Source organism: Nisaea sp. (assembly GCF_040217065.1).
Classification (GTDB): Bacteria; Pseudomonadota; Alphaproteobacteria; order Thalassobaculales; family Thalassobaculaceae; genus Nisaea.
In genome coordinates this window covers 420,605-438,539 of sequence record NZ_JAVJNX010000010.1, presented here as the reverse complement: position 1 = coordinate 438,539, position 17,935 = coordinate 420,605, and the positions used below count along the sequence as shown (strand labels likewise).

The window sequence follows — 17,935 nt, the reverse complement described above, 5'->3', positions numbered from 1 at the left end:
GCATTAAACTGTCGCGCGGAAAATCCTCCGCTGTATTCTTCTTTAGATGTCTATCCGCTATTGGTTGTACGCACTTGTCCTTGGGGGATGCCTGAGCCTTGGCGCCTTTGGCGGCGCCAATGCAGATCACCATCCACACCCAACCGGCAGTGAGAATCAGCGAGACGGTACCAACACTCAAAGCAATAGGGCGCCTGAGAAGGAAACGGGCACCCAAAATAGTCGCGCTCTCGTAAACCAAGAACGCTGTCTGGAAGCCGAGGACGCCGGGATTATCCTCAATGAATGTCAGCAGCGAGAGATCGCCATCGCGGCTAATCGACAAGCTGACGCCACCGATGAACTTTTGAGGCTCACTAATTTTGAGATCTGGCTGTTAGCGGGAACTCTCGGCCTCTCGGCCGGAGCCACAATTGTCGCCATTTGCGCTGTTCGCGTTACCTCCAAAACCGCTAAAGCCCAACTGCGTGCTTATATCGTCGTGACAGACATCATTCTGGAGGAAGCTGACAGCGAGTTTGTCCCTACCATCCAGGTCGGCATCAAGAATGTCGGACAGACCCCAGCCTACAGGGCCAAGATCCGGTACAAATACTCTGCCATGCGTAATGGCAAAGAAGACTTCAGTTTCGAGAATTTGAAGTTCAGTGATCTCATGGACATCGGCCCAGATCGGGATCTCTTCAGGCAGAAGCACATTGATCCGAATCAATGGGGTCTCATTATAGCGCACATTAAAACCGGAAATTACACGCTTATTGTCTATGGCGAATGCGTTTACTTTGATGCTTTCAAGGTGCGTCGCGAAACTAAGTTTCGGTTCTATCTTCCCACTCCAAATGGGTTCCCCGAAGACGGCAGTCTTGCAATTTCCAGAGAAGGAAACACAAGCACATAAAGCCGCCAACAGCGCCACCACCTACACATTGTCGTCTAGGTACATTCGATACCGTCACCCCGGCGGAGGCCGGGGTCCATAGATCATAGAGCGAGTCCGCCATCCATGGATCCCGTCCTTCGACGGGATGACGGTGCTGGTTTCGGCGCCGCTGAAACCACGCCCCCCGCCCGTCCAGCTTTGCCCCCGCAGCCTCCCCGTGCTAGGACCGACTCCCCGCCCTGTTGAACAGATTTCCGGAGACCACCATGCCCGCCGTTTTGTTCCGGTCCACCAGCGATTCCGCCCCTGCCTGGGACGAGATGCTCAAGCAGCGGATTCCGGGTCTCGATTTCCGGGCCTGGCCCGATATCGGCAACCCGGAGGACATCGAGTTCGTGCTGGCCTGGAAGATGCCCCAGGGCACGCTGGACGGCATGCCGAACGTGAAATGCATCTGTTCCCTCGGCCAGGGCGTGGATCACATCTTCGCCGATCCGACCCTGCCGCAGGGCGCGCAGATCATGCGGCTGGTCGATCCCTGGATGTCCCAGGCGATGAGCGAGTGGGTGCTGCTGCATGTGCTGCGCTACCACCGCCAGGCGCCGGAATATGAAGAGCTGCGGAAGAGCAAGACCTGGACCTCCCTGCCGGCGCCGGACACGGCCAGCCGCAGGGTCGGCATTCTCGGGCTTGGCGCGCTCGGCGCGGATGCGGCTTCCAAGATCGCCGCGCTCGGCTTCGATACCGCCGGCTGGAGCCGGACGGAGAAACAGATCGACGGCGTGAAGAGCTATTACGGCGAGGACCAGCTGATGGACTTCCTGGCCCGGACCGAGATCCTGTGCTGCCTGCTGCCGCTGACCAAGGCGACCGAGGGGGTGATCAATGCCAAGACCCTCGCCGCCCTGCCGAAGGGCGCCTTCGTGATCAATTCCGGCCGGGGCGGCCATGTGGTCGAGGAGGATCTGCTGGCGGCGCTGGATAGCGGGCATATCGCCCATGCCGGCCTCGATGTATTCCGCATCGAGCCGCTGCCCCAGGACAGCCCGTTCTGGGAGCATCCGAAGGTCGATCTCTGGCCGCATGTCTCGGCCCAGACCAATCCGAACAGCGCGGCCGATCAGGTCGCCGATGCCATCGGCAAGGTGTTCCGGGGCGTGGCGCCGGACAATCTGGTCGATCCGAAAGTTCAGTATTAAAATCTGATCGGGAGTGGCGGCCGGACTCAGTCGGCCGCATCTGCCTCGAACCGGCTGCCGCGCGAGGCGCTGACCACCAGGTCGCCGAACTCGGTCAGGAAGACCGAGCCCTTCACCGTGCGCTGCACCAGCACGCTGCGCCGGTCCGTCTCGTCCGGACGGCGGCGGACGAAACCATATTCGCCGAGCCGGTCGAGCGCCCTTGTAATGGCCGGTTTCGAAACGTTCAGGGCGGATGCCAGCCCGCGCACCGTGTGCGGCGGGTTCTCGATATAGACGGTCAGCAAGACCGCCAGTTGCCGGGCGGTCAGGTCGGGGGTATCGCGCCGGACGCTCTCGACCAGGGCTTTGCGCCAGATACCAAGGGCTTGTATCGAATCCACAGCCATTTTCGCTACCGGCAGAATCCTGTTTGTTACGAAGTCGATTTGACAATACAGGGCGCAACCGAAAGGCGCAACGACAGATCGTTCGCAAAGTGCGTATTTATCAACCTGTTAACTATAACGTTTACGCAACATTTTATAAAAAGCCCGCATACCCATGGCCTCGCCGCCTTCCGGACGGCCGGGCCGGGATTTCAGGTTCCAGGCCATGACATCGACATGGGCCCATCGTGTCTCGGGCGAAATGAAATGCTCCAGGAACAGGGCCGCCGTGATGGCGCCGCCGAAGCCGCCGGAGCCGGTGCTGGACAGATCCGCGTTCGGCGATTTCAGCATCTCCCGGTAGGGCTGGTGCAGGGGCAGCCGCCAGAGCGCGTCCCGCATCTCCAGCCCGCCTTCCAGCAGATCGGCGGCAAGATCGTCGTCATTGCAGAACAGCGCCGGCAGGTCGGTGCCGAGCGCCACCCGGGCCGCCCCGGTCAGGGTGGCGAAATCGAGGATCATTTCCGGCGTCTCGCTGTCGGCTTCGGTCAGCGCGTCGGCCAGCACCAGCCGGCCTTCCGCATCGGTGTTGCCGACCTCGACGGTCAGGCCCTTGCGCGAGGACAGGATGTCCATCGGCCGGAAGGCATTGCCGGAGATCGCATTCTCCACCGCCGGGATCAGCACCCGGAGCCGGACCGGCAGGCCCGCATCCATGACCAGCCTGGCCAGCCCCAGCGCATGGGCCGAGCCGCCCATATCCTTCTTCATCATCAGCATGCCGGAGGCCGGCTTGATGTCCAGCCCGCCGCTGTCGAAGATCACGCCCTTGCCGACGATGGTCACCTTCGGATGGCTCTTCTTGCCCCAGCGGATATCGATCAGCCGCGGCGCCCGGTCGGCGGCCCGGCCGACGGCGTGGATCATCGGGAAATTCTCGGCCAGGAGCGCCTCGCCCTCGATGACGGAGAATGCCGCCTTGTAGGTCTTGGCAAGCGCGGCGGCCGCTTCCGCCAGCTCTTCCGGGCCGAGATCGTTGGCCGGCCGGTTGATCAGGTCGCGGGCCAGGCCGGTCGCCTCGGCCAGACGGCGCACCTCGTCCCGGTCGGCCCCCTCCGGCCAGACCAGATCCGCCTTGAAGACGGTCTTTTCCTTGAACCTGTCGAACTGGTAATGCGCCAGCGCCCAGCCGGTCGCGGCGCTGGTCGCCGCCGCTGGGCTGAGCGCCGCGTCGAGATAGTAGCGGCCCTTCGGCAGCACGGCCGGCAGCGGCGCCAGATCCCACAGGCCGCCGCCCGGCTCCGCCTGCTCCTCGACCCCGAACAGCACCCGCTCGAGCCCGCCCTCCGCATCCGGCACGAGGCAGGTCGCTCCCGGCGCCGCGGAGAAATCCGATTCGCCGATCCAGCGCGCGGTGCGGGCCTCCGCCGCCTTCAGCCAGGCCGTAAGAGTGGAGGCGCTGACCGGGGTCAGCGGGACGGATTTCGGGGTCGCTTTGGCAACAAGGCGGAAGGGCATCGGAGGAGCTCCAGGAAACAGGGGCGGTGCCCCCGTTCTAGCCCGCGCGGGGGAGCCGCTCAAGCGAAGCCGCCATCCGGCGGCGCCGGGTCGGGGGGCGCTCCCGCACCTCAGAGGTTGCATGCCGACCCCGGGCCGGTTCAAATGGCGGCAACAACGCTCGGAGGGAGCATCACCATGGCGCCGTACAGCCTCATCATTGGAAACAAGAACTATTCGTCCTGGTCGATGCGGCCCTGGCTGATGATGAAAGCATGCGACATCCCGTTCGAGGAAACCCTGATCGCGCTCGATACGCCGACCACGCGCCAGGAGATCCTGCGCTATTCCCCGTCGGGCTGGGTGCCGGTCCTGAAGGATGGCGAGCTGACGGTCTGGGACAGTCTCTCGATCGGGGAATTTCTGGCGGAGACGCATCCGGACGCGAAACTCTGGCCCGCCGATCCGGTCGCCCGGGCCCGGGCCCGGTCGGTCTCGGCGGAGATGCATTCCGGCTTCGCCGCCGTGCGCAAGAACATGCCGATGAATGTCCGCTCCAGCTTCCCGGGACACGGGCGGGGCCCCGGCGTGCAGGAAGACATCAACCGGATCACCGCGATCTGGCGCAATCACCGGCGCCGGGTCACCGATCCGGCGGACGGGCCGTTCCTGTTCGGCCATTTCACCATCGCGGACGCCATGTTCGCGCCGGTGGTCTCGCGCTTCCGCACCTATGCGGTCGAGCTGACCGACGAGGCGGCGGCCTATGCCGAGGCGGTCTGGGACATGCCGGCCATGAAAGCCTGGGTCGAGGATGCCCGGAACGAGCCGATGGTGATCGACCGGCACGAATTCTAGGCCGCCCGAACGAGCGGGCTATCCGGCGAGACCGCGCTCCAGCCTCGGATAATACAGCGCCAGGATCGCCGCCCGGACCAGCAGGAACAGGCTGTAGGCGGCCCACAGGCCGTGATTGCCGTAGAGATCGATCAGCGGGTAGGCCGCCGCGACGAAAACCGCGAGGGCGATCAGCATGCCGTTCCGCATTTCCGCCCCGCGCGTGGCCCCGATGAACACGCCGTCGAGCTGGAAGGACCAGACCGCGAACAGCGGCATGGCGGCGGCCCAGAAGAGATAGGTGCGGGCCACATCGCGCACGCCCTCGATGCTGGTCATAAGGTCGATCAGGGTCGTCCCCGCCACGGCGAACAGCACGCTCATCAGGACGGCCAGCACGGCGGCGCCCTTTGTCGTGGCCACCACCGCCAGCCGGAGCCGCTGCCGCGAACGCTGCCCGACCGCCTCGCCGACCAGCGCCTCGGCCGCGTGGGCATAGCCGTCCAGGCCGTAGCCGGCGACGCCCTTGAAGATCAGGAAGACCGCGTTCGCGGCCAGCACGATGTCGCCGAGCTTCGCGCTCTCGTTCATGAAAAAGGCGGAGGCGGTCAGCACCGCCAGCGTCCGGATGAAGATGTCCCGGTTCACCGCCATCATCGCCTTCAGCCGCCGGATTGCGGCCAGCTCCCCGAAGCGGGGCCGGCGGACAGCTTTCGGCGCCAGCCGCCAGACCAGCACGGCGCCGACCAGCAGCCCGGCATACTGGGCGATCACCGTCGCCAGGGCGACACCCTCGATGCCCCAGCCGAGGCCGAGCACGAAGGTGAGATTGAGGGCGATATTCACGCTGTTGATGACGAGTTGCTGCACCAGCCCGCCGCGCATGGCCTGCATGCCGAAGAGCCAGCCCAGAACGGAGAAATTGCACAGGGCGGCCGGGGCGGCCCAGACCCGGATCATGAAATATTGCCGGGCCGCCTCCTCGACCTCGGGGCTGCCGTCGAGGATGGAGAAGGCGACATCCGCCATCGGCACGGTCAGGACAAGGCACAGGCCGCCGAACAGCAGGGACAGGATCAGGGCCCGGCCGAGGCTGGCCAGAATTTCCGTGCCGTCGCCGGCGCCTTTCGCCTGGGCGACAAATCCCGTGGTGCCCATGCGCAGGAAGCCGAAGCCCCAATAGATGTAATTGAACAGCAGGGTGCCAAGCGCCACGCCGCCGATATAGTAGGCCGCGTCGAGATGGCCGACCACGGCGGTATCCACCGCGCCGACCAGCGGCACGGTCAGGTTCGACAGCACGACGGGCCAGGCGAGTTTCCAGACCCGGCGGTTGATGGAAGGATCAATGGTCACGGTACTTGCTGCCTTCGAATGCCCGGGGTGGCGGGGTGTAGGACGGTGCGCACCATAGAGACAAGCGCGGCGGGCCGGTCCGAATAAAATCGAACGGCGGCCCGCCAGATCTGTAGAGCCGGCGTCACGCCGCCAGCGCCATGACTCCCGCAAGCAGGATCAGCGCGCCGCAGGCCAGGCGGAACAGCACGAGCGCCCGGCGGATATCCGCCGGCCCGGCATCGCCGCCCTCGGCCCCGCCCATCCAGGCATCCTCGACCATCTTGCCGCCATAGACCCGCGGCCCCGCCAGGCGCAGGCCGAGGGCCCCCGCCATCGCCGATTCCGGCCAGCCCGCATTCGGCGAACGGTGCCGCCGGGCATCGCGCAGGGTGGCCCGGACCGAGGCCCGGACATCCGCGCCGGGGGCCAGCAGTGCCGCGGCCCAGAGCAGCAGGGCGGACAGTCGGGCCGGGATCAGGTTCGCCAGATCGTCCAGCCGGGCGGCGGCCCAGCCGAACATGAGATACCGGGCAGTCTTGTGCCCGATCATGCTGTCGGCGGTATTCAGCGCCTTGTAGGCCAGCAGCCCCGGCAGCCCGGCCACCAGATACCAGAAGGCCGGCGCCACGACGCCGTCGGAGAAATTCTCCGCCGCGGTCTCGATGGCGGCCCGGCTTACACCGCCCGCGTCCAGCTGCTCCGGATCCCGGCCGACAATCATGGACACGGCCCGGCGGGCGCCCGGCAAACCGTCCGTCGCGAACGACTCGGCCACCGCGGCGACGTGATCATGCAGGCTTTTCTGGGCCAGGAAGACAGAGGCGATCAGCGCTTCCAGCAGCCAGCCATAGCTGACGAAGGACAGCATGCGATGCAGCAGCCAGCCGGCGAGCGCGGCCGCGACAAGCAGCAGACCGGTCAGCAGCACGCCGCCGCGGCGGCGGTCGGCATCGCTCGCCCCCGGCCGGTTCCAGCGCCCCTCGCCCCAGCCGATCAGGCTGCCGAACAGGACCACCGGATGCGGCAGCCGCCGCCACAGGGCCGGCGGATCGCCGATCGCGGCATCGAACACCAGCGCGAGGCACAGGATGCCGCCCGTGCTTTGCAGTGCCGCCTCGATCATCTCCATCTTCCTCGCCAGCTCGCAGGTCCAGGCCGAATGACACCATTTGCGGCTGGGTTTCCAGCGAAATCTGATGACGGTGAAAGCAAGGGATCATCAGCCGGAGAACAAAAAAACGGCCCGGTCATGACGACCGGGCCGGTTCGATTCAAGTGAGTTCTCACAAGGAGAATCGGCTAAGGGACTCACCACATATAATTCTACGCCTTCCGATTTTAATTTACAATACGTAAAAACATATCGTTTAATTAGCTAAATCGTCTCTTCATTTACGTTTGAAAGGTATGCTGATGGGACGGCGTTATTTTACACGCAGACGGCACGCCATCAAGGCAAGCCGTTTCTGGGTCAGGATCACGACGTGGATTGCCGCGCCGTGCCTCATATCATGGCTGGCTTACAAAGCTGTCACGCATGGCGCGCTGGATTTTGCCGCCGTCGCCGTGATTGCCGTTCTGGCCGCCATTTATCTGGTTTCGGTCCTGCGCGTGCGCGGACTGTCCGGCGAGTGGACATTCTTCTGAGGAAACCGCCCGTCAGCGTCCCTTGACCTCGACCGGAAGCCCGGCAACGACCAGAATCACCCTGTCCGCCAGTGCCGCAATACGCTGATTGAGCCGCCCTGCATGGTCGCGGAAGGCGCGGGCGAGCCTGTTCTCCGGCACGATGCCGAACCCGACCTCGTTGGCAACCAGCACCACATCTCCGGAGGACGCGCTGACGGCGGCGCAGAGCCGGTCGATCTCCAGGTCAATATCCGCGTCGCCAAGAAGCTGGTTCGTCAGCCACAGGGTCAGGCAATCGACCAGCAGGACGCTGCCGGGTGTTGCCTCAGCTTCCAGGATGCCGGCGAGATCCCGCGGCTCCTCGATGGTCCGCCAGCCATCCGCCGCCCGGTCCGACCGGTGCTGCGCGATACGGGCTTTCATTTCGTCGTCACGGGCCTCTGCCGTCGCGACATAGATCAATGCCCCGCCTGCTTCCCGGCAGATAGTTTCGGCATGACGGCTCTTGCCCGAGCGCGCGCCGCCCAGTACCAGGGTCACCGATCCGCTGCTTTGAATCATGCTGGCTGTCCTTCATTCGCCTGTTCCGCGGGCACGGAGCAGGGTACACTTTGAGCAGGCCCGGCCCCAACCCGGCCGGTCGGCAAACAGGAGCAAGACATGCCACAAGACGATCTGACCATGAGCGCCCAGCTGCTTCTGGAATCTGTCGAAGAAGATAATGCCGACCTGCACGAGGCCTGGGAACAGCTGCAGCGCATCCTCAACACCATGCGCGCCGAAGGGCTGCAGCCGCCGGACGACCTTCTGAAACTGGAAGAGCGCATGCAGGCCGATTTCGCGGCCGATAGCGGCACCGCCTGAGCGCCTGCTAGCGCACCATCCCCGAGGCCCTGGCCCGGGGATCGCCGACGGCGGCGAGCGTGCCGTCATCATTCACCGCCACCGCCTGCACCGAGGCCAGCATCGGGTCCCGGCCCGGGCTGAGCTTGAGCTGCAGATTGCGCGCTTCGGCGATACCGGCGACCGCCTCCTGAAGCTCCGCATCCGCCAGCAGCGTCTCGGTTTCCGCATGCAGCCGGGCCCGGCCGACCGCATCCGGCAAGCTGTCGCCGAGCACCAGGCGGTTGAACAGCACCTGCATGATCGAGGTCGGGATCCGGGTCGAGCCGGACGCGCCGATGGCCATGCGCACCTTGCCGTCCCGGAACATCAGGCTCGGCATCATGCTGGAGACCGGACGCTTGCCGCCGACCACCTCGTTCGGATTGCCGGGCCAGGGGCTGAACAGCATCATCTGGTTGTTCAGCAGGATACCGGTCCCGGGCAGAACCACACCGGAATGATTGTTGTTGGAATAGGTGATGCAGGCCGCATTGCCTTGCCGGTCGATCACGGCCAGGCTCGTGGTCTCGCTCGACTCCCCGACAGCCACCTTCACGAAGGCCGGGTCGCCATAACCGGCGGCCCGCTTCCGGAACATCTCCAGCATCGCACCCGCCAGCGGATCGTAATGCGCACCGTCCGTGACGCTCTCATGCTCCAGCGCCGCCAGACCGGCAAAGACCAGCCCGCCCGAGGAGGGCGGCGGCATGGTCGCGACATCATGGCCCTTGAAACGGGCCGTCGCCGGCGCCCGCCAGATCGCCTCGTAACTCTCCAGATCGGCGCGGCTGAGAAAGCCGTCATGGGCCGCCATCTCGGCCAGCAGCAGATCCGCGAGCGCGCCCTTGTAGAAACAGTCGGGCCCGTCTTTGGCGATCATCCGGAGGGACTGGCCATATTCCGGATTGGCCATCTCCTCGCCGGCCTTGTAGAGGCTGCCGTCCGGCTTCAGCAGCAGCTTGCGGGTCGCTTCGGTGAGGGTGAGCAGTCCTTCGGTGCGGGCCATGCGCAACGCCGCCTTGTGCCCGACCCGGAAGCCGCCTTCCGCCAGGGCGATGGCCGGCGCCAGCACATCCGCCATCGCCAGCCTGCCGAACTTCGCCTGCGCTTCCCCGAGCCCGCGCACCGATCCCGGAACCGCGACCGAGCGATGGCCGCGCTCATTCTCGCGGCCCTTCACCCGGATGATGTAGTCGTTGCCGGTATCGATCGAGGGATAAAGCTCGTAGCGCGCCGCCATCGGCGCCACGCCGAGGAAATCGACGGCTTCCGTCTTGCCGGACGCGGCGTCGTGCAGGATCATGAAGCCGCCGGCACCGATGCCGGAATCCAGCGGCTCCACCGTGCCCATGACATAGGCGGCGGCAACCGCCGCATCGATGGCATTGCCGCCCGCCTCGAGGATGTCGAGGGCAGCGCGGCTGGCATCGGCATTGCCGCACGCCGCCGCACCCGCCGCCGGCGTGCCCTGTTGCCATGTCGTGACGCTCGGTTCCCGTTCGGCCATACCGTCCTCTGATCGCAAGTCTGAAAAGCCGCTGAGTGTGGCCGATAGTCGGGGATCCTGTACACAGATATTGCGACACTCCGAATATACGGAGCGGCATTGATCGCGCTGCTCGCCGACAATCATGCGCGCCCCGGCTATTGTCCGGCGCGCGCCACCGGTCTATGTCGGAGCCTGACCCCATGCCGCCTTCATGATCCGCGCCGAGAAAGAGATATCCCGTGTCGAAAACCCATCGCCTGCTCCTGACCCAGCCGAAAGGCAGCCCGCGCTACGAGATGCTGAAGGACAAGCTGGAAACGGACTGGGAGATCAGGACCTGGTCCAAGGATGACGGCGAGGACGCGTTCCGCGAAAGGGTTGCCGATGTGGACGTGCTGGTCGGCGGCGGCGTGCCGGACCTGCCCCAGGGCATTCCGCTGAAGCTCTTCCAGATCCCCTTCACCGGCTACGACTGGACCGGGCCGGAGAAGATCCCGGCGGGAACCGTGTTCTGCAACACCTTCGAGCACGAGACCACGATCGCCGAACATGTGCTGGCCGGCATGCTGGAATTCCAGACCGGCCTGATGCGCGAGACCCATCCGATGATGAAGGAAAAATCCTTCAACGGCCGGGACATCTCGAAGGGCCCGATGCACCGCGAGATGCGCGGCGCCACCGTCGGCATCGTCGGCTACGGCCATATCGGCCGCGAAGTCGCCAAACGCTGCAAGGCCTTTGACATGCGGGTCATGGCACTTTCCCGGACCAAACGGGACGAGCCGGACGTGGTCGACTGGTACGGCACCCTCGACGACATGGACACATTGCTGGCGGAAAGCGATTTCGTCATCGTTACCGCACCGCTGAACGATGACACCCGCAGCATGATCGACCGGGAAGCCTTCGGAAAAATGAAGCCGGACGCGGTGATCTGCAATGTCGGGCGCGGGGCGGTGGTCGACGAGGCGGCGCTTTACGAGGCGCTGTCGAGCAAGCAGATCCGGGGCGGCATCATCGATGTCTGGTACACCTACCCGTCGAAGAAGGACCCCAATCCCTGGCCGTCCAAGTTCCCGTTCCAGAAGCTCGACAACATCATCATGTCGCCGCACAACTCGGCCTGGAGCAACGAGATGGCCAACCGCCGCTGGGCCTTCGTCGCCGCCAATCTCGACCGCTTCGCCCGGGGCGAGGAGCTGCAGAATTTCTGCTTCGAGGGCACCCGCCAGGGCTGAGCGCCCTTCGTTACCCCGACACACTGAAACCACCCCACACACCGTCGTCATCCCGGACCTGATCCGGGATCTCGGTGTCATGGAGCACGGCCTGTCACAACCAGATCCCGGCTCTATGGCCGGGATGACAAATGAGGGAAACAGGATGAGAAATAGGAAATCGGGATCGCGATGCAGCAGCGGCAAGGCGAGGGTCTGAGCAAAACACGCCAACCGAGAACGCTAAAGCAAGCCGGTTAATGCTTTCACCAGAACGGCGGTCAGCGCGGCCCGGGTTGAGGCATGCCGCTCGACGACAATGACCCGGCGCGTCGCAACGGGATCGCCGAACGGCAGCACCCGGATCGCGTCCCGCGTCACGGGATCGAGCGCATAGGCCGGCACCACGGCGACGCCGAGCCCGCAGCTCACCATCTCGATGATCGGCTCGATCGCATCCAGCTCCATCGCCTCATCCACCGCGAGATTGCGGTCGCGCAGGGCATGCTCGATGATCCGGCCCACGCCGGTGCGCCGGTTGAAGCGGATGAAGGGATGACGGGTCAGCAACGCCGCATCCGTCGCGCCGGTCAGCCCCGGCGGGGCGATCACCGAAAGCGGCTCCTCGAAGATCAAATGCCCGTTCAGCTCCGGCGGCAGCCGCTCCGGCGCGGTCAGGATGGCGGCATCCAGCTCCCCATGCGCGACCCGGCCGAGCAGGCCGGTGGAAAGCCCGCTTTCGATCCGCACCCGCAGATCCGGATATCTCTCGTGCAGGCCGGTCAGTGCGCCGGGAAGAATACCGGTGCTGGCGGTCTGGATGACGCCGAGGCGGAGCGTGCCGGCGATATGGCCGTCCGGCTGCACCGTCTGCTTCAGGTCTTCATACTGGGTCAGGATCGCCCGTGCCTGCGGGATCAGTGCGGCGCCCCGGTCGTTCAGTACCGGCGGCCGGCGGGACCGGTCGAACAGGTCCGCGCCCAGCTCCTGCTCCAGGGTCCGGATCTGCATGCTGACGGCGGACTGGGCCAGCCCGAGCCGGTCGGCGGCAGCGGCGAAGCTGCCCCGGGAGGCGACTTCGAGAAAGATCTGCAGGCGGCGCAGGGACATCGGCTTTTCTTCACTATTCCTGACTTTAACTATCAGAAATATGCGCTTGCCTGAAGTTATTCCCAACCGCACACTTCACGGCACCGTGAGAAGCGCGTGAGAGTCGCGCCGCCGGAACACATGCCGCCCGAGAGAGGCGGCGAGAGGAAATGCCATGTTTTTCGACCTGACCCCGGAGCAGAAAGACCTGCAGGCCCGCGCCCGCGCCCTTGCGGTGGATGTCATCGCCCCGCGCGCCGCCGAGGTGGACCGCACAGAGCAGTATCCCTGGGACAATGTTCAGGCGCTGACCGATGCCGGCTTCATGGGCATGACCGTGCCGAAGGACTATGGCGGGCCGGGCCGGTCCTATCTCGACACGGTGCTGGTGATCGAGGAGATGGCGGCGGCCTGCGGCGTCACCGGCCGGATCACGGTCGAGGGCAATATGGGTGCGATCTCGGCCATCATGACCTACGGCACCGAGGCGCAGAAGAAGCTCGGCGCTGAACATGTCCTGTCCGGCGACAAGCTGGCGATCTGCATCACCGAGCCGGATGCCGGCAGCGCCGCGACCCTGATGAGTACCCGGGCCGACAAGCGCGGCGATACCTATGTGCTGAACGGCAAGAAGCACTGGATCACCGGTGGCGGCGTCTCCCGCCTGCACCTGATCTTCGCCCGCGTCTTCGACGAGGACGGCACCGAGCTCGGCATCGGCGGCTTCCTGGCCGACAAGGACAAGGCGAGCGGCCTTGTCATCGGCACCCGCGAGCCGACCATGGGCCTGCGCGGCATTCCGGAAACCGAAGTGATCTTCGAGGATCTGGAAATCCCGGCTTCCATGGCGCTGCTGCCGCCGAGCGGTTTCAAGCGCGGCTTCGCCGACCTGATGAGCGCCTATAACGCCCAGCGCGTCGGCGCCGGAACCGTGGGCATGGGCATCGCCGCCGGCGCCTACCGGCACGCCCTCGCCTTCGCCGCCGAGCGCGAGCAGTTCGGCCGCCCGATCGCCGAATTCCAGGGCCTGCAATGGATGCTGGCGGACATGTCCGTGCAGCTTGAGGCCGCCCGCTCGCTGATTTACCGGGCGGCGGCCAGCGCCGAGGGCCCGAGCGCCCCGTTCCCGGATGCGACCCTGGCGGCGCAGGCCAAGATCATGGCGTCCGAGATGGCCATCAAGGTGACGACGGACGCCCTGCAGGTGTTCGGCGCGCGCGGCTATTCCCGGAACTATCCGATGGAACGGATGCAGCGGGACGCCCGCATGTTCACGATCGGCGGGGGCACCGCGCAGATCTTGCGCACCGTCGTCGCCTCCCGCATCCTCGAGCGGAAATTGCCGCAGACCCGCGACGGCCACCAGCGCCTCGCGGAAAAAGAAACCGCCGCGCGCCTCGCCGCCGAATAGGCCCCGTTAGACAGGAACAACCTGATGCGTATTGCCGATGTGATTGCCCGCCGCCTGTACGAGGCGGGGGTCCGCTATGCCTTTGGCGTGCCGGGGGGCGAGGTGCTGACCCTTGTGGATGCGCTGGAGAAGGCCGGGATCAGGTTCCTGCTGGCCAAGCACGAGAATGCCGCCGGCTTCATGGCCGAAGGCGTCTGGCACATGACCGGCGCGCCGGGCGTGCTGGTCTGCACCGTCGGTCCGGGCGCGGCAAACGCGGTCAACGTCACCGCCAATGCGGAGCAGGACCGGGTGCCGCTGATCGTGCTGACCGGCTGCGTCGATGCGGGTGAGGCCGTCACCTACAATCACCAGGTCTTCGACCACACGGCACTCTTCGGCCCGGTCTGCAAGGCCAGCGTCACCATGCCGGAAAAGAACGCGGACGCGCTGATCGACAAGCTGGTGCGCCTCGCCATGGCGGACCGGCCGGGCCCGGTGCATATCGACCTGCCCATCGCCGTCGCCGCGAAAGAGATCGCGGATGCCAGACCGGTCAGGCGCCCCACGCCGCAGCCCTCCGCCCCCGCACCGGGCGCCGCGCTGGATGCCGCCCGCGCCGCGCTGGCCAAGGCGGAACGGCCGCTGATCGTCGCCGGGCTGGATGTGGTCAATCAGGATGCCGCCGACACACTTGCGGAGTTCGCCCGGAAATTCGGCGCCCCGGTGATCGCCAGCTACAAGGCCAAGGGCGTGCTGGCGGAAGACGATCCACTATCCCTCGGCGGCGCCGGCCTCTCGCCGCTCGCCGACACGCATCTGAAACCGGTGATCGCGGCGGCGGATTTCATCCTGCTCGCGGGGTACGATCCGATCGAGATGCGCCCCGGCTGGCAGAACCTCTGGGACCCGGCGGAAAAGACCGTGGTCGAGCTGCTGGCCGCGCCCGAATATTCCTACATGCATGACGCCACGATGACCTTCCACGCCCATGTCGGCGAAAGCCTGAAGGCCCTCGGGGACGGCGTCGCGCCGCGGGCCACCTGGGACGGAAGCCTGATCGCCGACACCCGCTCCGCTCTCGCAGGCGCCTTCGGCCAGAACGAGGCCTGGGGCCCCGCCGCCATCACCACCACCGTGCGCGCCAACACCCCGCGCGACGCGGTGCTGACCGTCGATAGCGGCGCCCACCGCATCCTCGCCAGCCAGGTCTGGGAAGCACAGGTGCCGCACGCGGTGCTGCAATCCACCGGCCTCTGCACCATGGGCTGCGCCCTGCCGCTGGCCACCGGCGCCAAACTCGCCGCGCCAGACCGGGCGGTCGTGGCCTTCACCGGCGACGGCGGGCTGGAGATGGTGCTGGGCGAGCTGGTAACCCTGCGCGACCTGAAGCTGCCCGTGGTTGTGGTGGTCTTCGTCGACGCCTCGCTGGCCCTGATCGAGAAGAAGCAGCGCGAGATGAAATACGGCAATGCCGGGGTGGATATGGTGGAGACCGATTTCGTCTCCATCGCCAATGCGCTCGGCGGCCGGGGCGTCTGGTGCGAGGACCGGGAAACGCTGGCCGAGGCGGTCAGAACCGGCCTCGCCGCCGACACCTTCACCCTCTGCGCCTGCCGCATCGACCGGCAGAGCTACGACGGCCGGATCTGACCCCCGCTCCCTCCGCCGTTTTCCCGGCCACCGAGCCGGGACCTGTCAGATCGTGGAGCGGAATCCGTCCAGAAAAGGTCCCGGATCAGGTCCGGGAAAAGAGCAGAGGTGACGCCTCAGCCCCTCACCCGCATTTCGAGTAGCCGCAGCTGGTGCACAGGTCGCAGCCTTCCTGCTTCATCAGGGAGACATCGCCGCAGGTCGGGCACTGGGCCGGGATCGGGCCGCCGACGCCGCGGCCGTCCATGGCGACGACCTTCTTCTTGCCGCCGAAATCCATTTCCAGCGTGTCCGGGTCCTTCAGGAAGCCGATATCCTGCAGATGCTGCTCGATCACGCCGCCGATGGCCGCGAGCAGGGAGGGCACGTATTTGCCGCCCATCCAGCAGCCGCCGCGCGGATCGAAGACCGCCTTCAGCTCCTCGACCACGAAGGAGACGTCGCCGCCGCGCCGGAAGACGGCGCTGATCATCCGGGTCAGCGCCACGGTCCAGGCGTAATGCTCCATGTTCTTGGAATTGATGAAGACCTCGAACGGACGGCGGCGGCCGGCCTGCATCACGTCGTTGATGGTGATGTAGATGGCGTGGTCGCTCTCCGGCCACTTGATCTTGTAGGTCTTGCCCGGCAGCTCTTCCGGCCGGCCCAGCGGCTCGGACATGTAGACCACATCCGGGTCCGCGGCGGGGTCTGTCGTTGCTGCCGCTTCCTCGTTGGTGTTGGCGGGCGTGGCCGCCGGTGACGCCTCTTCCTTCTTCTCGTCGGTCATGGTCAGCACCGAGCCGGTGATCTCGTTCGGCCGGTAGGTGGTGCAGCCCTTGCAGCCCTGCTCGTAGGCCGAGAGATAGACGTCCTTGAAATCCTCGAAGGAGATATCGACCGGCACGTTGATGGTCTTGGAGATCGAGCTGTCGATATATTTCTGCACGGCGGCCTGCATCGCCACATGGTCTTTCGGCGTCAGGGTCTGGACACTGACGAAGGCATCCGTCAGCGCCGCATCCTCGCCCTTCAGCTGCTTGTACATCCGGTAGGCATAGTCCGAGACCTCTTCGGTCTTGCGGCTGCCGTCCGGCATCAGCACGGTGCGGTTATAGGAATAGCTGAAGACCGGCTCGAGGCCCGAGGACACATTGTCCGCCACCAGAGAGATGGTGCCGGTCGGCGCAATCGAGGTCAGCAGGGCGTTGCGGATGCCATGCTCCCGAATCGCGTCCTGCACGTCCTGGTCCAGCTCCTTCACCGATTCGCTGGCCAGATACTTGTCCGCGTCGAACAGCGGGAAGGCGCCCTTCTCCTTCGCCAGATCGACCGAGGCGAGATAGGAGTGGCGGCGCAGCGCGGCCATCCATTTCTCCGTCATCGCCACCGCGTCCGGCGAGCCGTAGCGCAGCCCGCAGAAGATCAGCGCGTCGGCCAGACCGGTGACACCGAGGCCGATGCGGCGCTTGGCCTGGGCTTCATGCTCCTGTTCCGGCAGCGGGAATTTCGAGGCGTCGACCACATTGTCCATCATCCGGACGGCGAGCGGCACCACGCGGGCCAGCTCGTCCAGATCCAGCTCCGCATTCTCCTCGAACGGATTCTTCACGAAGCGGGCGAGATTGATGGAGCCGAGCAGACAGGCGCCATAGGGCGGCAGCGGCTGCTCGCCGCACGGGTTGGTGGCGGCGATGGTCTCGCAGTAATGCAGGTTGTTCCGCTTGTTGATGCGGTCGATGAAGATCACGCCCGGCTCGGCATAGGCATAGGTCGCAGCCATGATCTTGTCCCAGAGATCGCGCGCCTGCACGGTCTTGTAGACGGTGCCGTCGAAAACGAGATCCCAGGGATCGTCCTGCTTCACCGCATCCATGAAGGGATCGGTGGCCAGGACGGAGAGATTGAACATGCGCAGCCGGGCCGGGTCGTGCTTCGCCTCGATGAAGGCTTCCACGTCCGGATGGTCGCAGCGCAGCGTCGCCATCATGGCGCCACGGCGGGAGCCCGCGCTCATGATGGTGCGGCACATGGCGTCCCAGACATCCATGAAGGAGAGCGGGCCGGACGCATCCGCCGCCACGCCGTGCACCCGGGCGCCGCGCGGCCGGATGGTGGAGAAGTCGTAACCGATACCGCCGCCCTGCTGCATGGTCAGGGCCGCTTCCTTCAGCCCCTCGAAGATCCCGGCCATGTTGTCCGGAACCGTTCCCATGACGAAACAGTTGAACAGCGTGACCTGACGGCCGGTGCCGGCACCGGCGAAGATCCGGCCGGCGGGCAGATAGCGGAAATCGGCGAGCGCGGTATAGAACTTCTCGGCCCAGGCTTCCTGGTCGGTCTCGACCTCGGCGAGGGCGCGCGCGACACGCTGCCAGCTCTCCTCGATCGTGCGATCGACAGGCTCGCCGTCTGCGGTCTTCAGGCGGTACTTCATGTCCCAAATCTGCTGGGAAACCGGGGCAATTGAAGTCATTACGGGTTC

Annotated in this window: 16 protein-coding genes; 8 read left to right on the top strand and 8 right to left on the bottom strand. The window is 65.6% G+C overall.

Annotated features, from left to right (window positions below):
• Nucleotides 1-46: 46 nt before the first annotated feature.
• Complete coding sequence (locus RH950_RS18130) at nucleotides 47-898, top strand: DUF8453 domain-containing protein (RefSeq protein WP_350059141.1); 852 nt, start codon at nucleotides 47-49, stop codon at nucleotides 896-898.
• Between the two features lie 248 nt (nucleotides 899-1,146).
• Nucleotides 1,147-2,079 carry a 2-hydroxyacid dehydrogenase gene (locus RH950_RS18125; RefSeq protein WP_350059140.1) on the top strand — a complete coding sequence of 311 codons (933 nt, stop codon included), beginning with the start codon at nucleotides 1,147-1,149 and terminating at the stop codon, nucleotides 2,077-2,079.
• 26 nt (nucleotides 2,080-2,105) lie between these two features.
• On the opposite strand, the gene RH950_RS18120 is transcribed toward RH950_RS18125, so the two are convergent.
• Nucleotides 2,106-2,468 carry a MarR family transcriptional regulator gene (locus RH950_RS18120; RefSeq protein WP_350059139.1) on the bottom strand — a complete coding sequence of 121 codons (363 nt, stop codon included), beginning with the start codon at nucleotides 2,466-2,468 and terminating at the stop codon, nucleotides 2,106-2,108.
• Between the two features lie 108 nt (nucleotides 2,469-2,576).
• Nucleotides 2,577-3,965 carry a leucyl aminopeptidase family protein gene (locus RH950_RS18115; protein WP_350059138.1) on the bottom strand — a complete coding sequence of 463 codons (1,389 nt, stop codon included), beginning with the start codon at nucleotides 3,963-3,965 and terminating at the stop codon, nucleotides 2,577-2,579.
• Nucleotides 3,966-4,142: 177 nt separating this feature from the next.
• Between RH950_RS18115 and RH950_RS18110 the strand changes: the two genes are divergently transcribed.
• On the top strand, nucleotides 4,143-4,802 hold the full coding sequence (locus RH950_RS18110) for a glutathione S-transferase family protein (RefSeq protein WP_350059137.1): 660 nt from the start codon (nucleotides 4,143-4,145) through the stop codon (nucleotides 4,800-4,802).
• 18 nt (nucleotides 4,803-4,820) lie between these two features.
• Here the strand turns inward: RH950_RS18110 and RH950_RS18105 are convergent, their stop codons facing one another.
• Both RH950_RS18105 and cbiB read right to left on the bottom strand, forming a co-directional pair.
• Nucleotides 4,821-6,137, bottom strand: coding sequence for an MATE family efflux transporter (locus tag RH950_RS18105; protein WP_350059136.1), 1,317 nt, complete (start codon nucleotides 6,135-6,137; stop codon nucleotides 4,821-4,823).
• Nucleotides 6,138-6,261: 124 nt separating this feature from the next.
• On the bottom strand, nucleotides 6,262-7,242 hold the full coding sequence (gene cbiB, locus RH950_RS18100; protein ID WP_350059135.1) for an adenosylcobinamide-phosphate synthase CbiB: 981 nt from the start codon (nucleotides 7,240-7,242) through the stop codon (nucleotides 6,262-6,264).
• Nucleotides 7,243-7,532: 290 nt separating this feature from the next.
• Here cbiB and RH950_RS18095 point away from each other — a divergent pair, with 290 nt between their 5' ends.
• Nucleotides 7,533-7,766 (top strand): hypothetical protein, encoded by a 234-nt coding sequence (locus tag RH950_RS18095; protein ID WP_350059134.1) that lies wholly within the window; start codon nucleotides 7,533-7,535, stop codon nucleotides 7,764-7,766.
• Nucleotides 7,767-7,778: 12 nt separating this feature from the next.
• On the opposite strand, the gene cobU is transcribed toward RH950_RS18095, so the two are convergent.
• Nucleotides 7,779-8,309 carry a bifunctional adenosylcobinamide kinase/adenosylcobinamide-phosphate guanylyltransferase gene (cobU, locus tag RH950_RS18090; protein ID WP_350059133.1) on the bottom strand — a complete coding sequence of 177 codons (531 nt, stop codon included), beginning with the start codon at nucleotides 8,307-8,309 and terminating at the stop codon, nucleotides 7,779-7,781.
• A 99-nt stretch (nucleotides 8,310-8,408) separates the two neighbouring features.
• On the opposite strand from cobU, the gene RH950_RS18085 reads away from it, so the two are divergent.
• Nucleotides 8,409-8,612: a hypothetical protein gene (locus RH950_RS18085; protein ID WP_350059132.1), complete on the top strand. Its 204-nt coding sequence runs from the start codon at nucleotides 8,409-8,411 to the stop codon at nucleotides 8,610-8,612.
• A gap of 7 nt (nucleotides 8,613-8,619) precedes the next feature.
• Here RH950_RS18085 and RH950_RS18080 read toward each other — a convergent pair whose 3' ends face one another.
• Nucleotides 8,620-10,140 (bottom strand): gamma-glutamyltransferase family protein, encoded by a 1,521-nt coding sequence (locus RH950_RS18080; protein ID WP_350059131.1) that lies wholly within the window; start codon nucleotides 10,138-10,140, stop codon nucleotides 8,620-8,622.
• Nucleotides 10,141-10,361: 221 nt separating this feature from the next.
• Between RH950_RS18080 and RH950_RS18075 the strand changes: the two genes are divergently transcribed.
• The gene (locus RH950_RS18075; protein WP_350059130.1) at nucleotides 10,362-11,360 is read left to right on the top strand and encodes a 2-hydroxyacid dehydrogenase; all 999 of its coding nucleotides are present in this window, start codon (nucleotides 10,362-10,364) and stop codon (nucleotides 11,358-11,360) included.
• Between the two features lie 222 nt (nucleotides 11,361-11,582).
• Here the strand turns inward: RH950_RS18075 and RH950_RS18070 are convergent, their stop codons facing one another.
• Nucleotides 11,583-12,449 (bottom strand): LysR family transcriptional regulator, encoded by an 867-nt coding sequence (locus RH950_RS18070; RefSeq protein WP_350059129.1) that lies wholly within the window; start codon nucleotides 12,447-12,449, stop codon nucleotides 11,583-11,585.
• A 154-nt stretch (nucleotides 12,450-12,603) separates the two neighbouring features.
• On the opposite strand from RH950_RS18070, the gene acdA reads away from it, so the two are divergent.
• On the top strand, nucleotides 12,604-13,839 hold the full coding sequence (acdA, locus tag RH950_RS18065) for a 3-sulfinopropanoyl-CoA desulfinase (RefSeq protein ID WP_350059128.1): 1,236 nt from the start codon (nucleotides 12,604-12,606) through the stop codon (nucleotides 13,837-13,839).
• Between the two features lie 24 nt (nucleotides 13,840-13,863).
• Nucleotides 13,864-15,471: a thiamine pyrophosphate-binding protein gene (locus RH950_RS18060; RefSeq protein WP_350059127.1), complete on the top strand. Its 1,608-nt coding sequence runs from the start codon at nucleotides 13,864-13,866 to the stop codon at nucleotides 15,469-15,471.
• 124 nt (nucleotides 15,472-15,595) lie between these two features.
• Here RH950_RS18060 and RH950_RS18055 read toward each other — a convergent pair whose 3' ends face one another.
• Complete coding sequence (locus RH950_RS18055) at nucleotides 15,596-17,926, bottom strand: adenosylcobalamin-dependent ribonucleoside-diphosphate reductase (protein ID WP_350059126.1); 2,331 nt, start codon at nucleotides 17,924-17,926, stop codon at nucleotides 15,596-15,598.
• Between the last annotated feature and the right edge of the window lie 9 nt (nucleotides 17,927-17,935).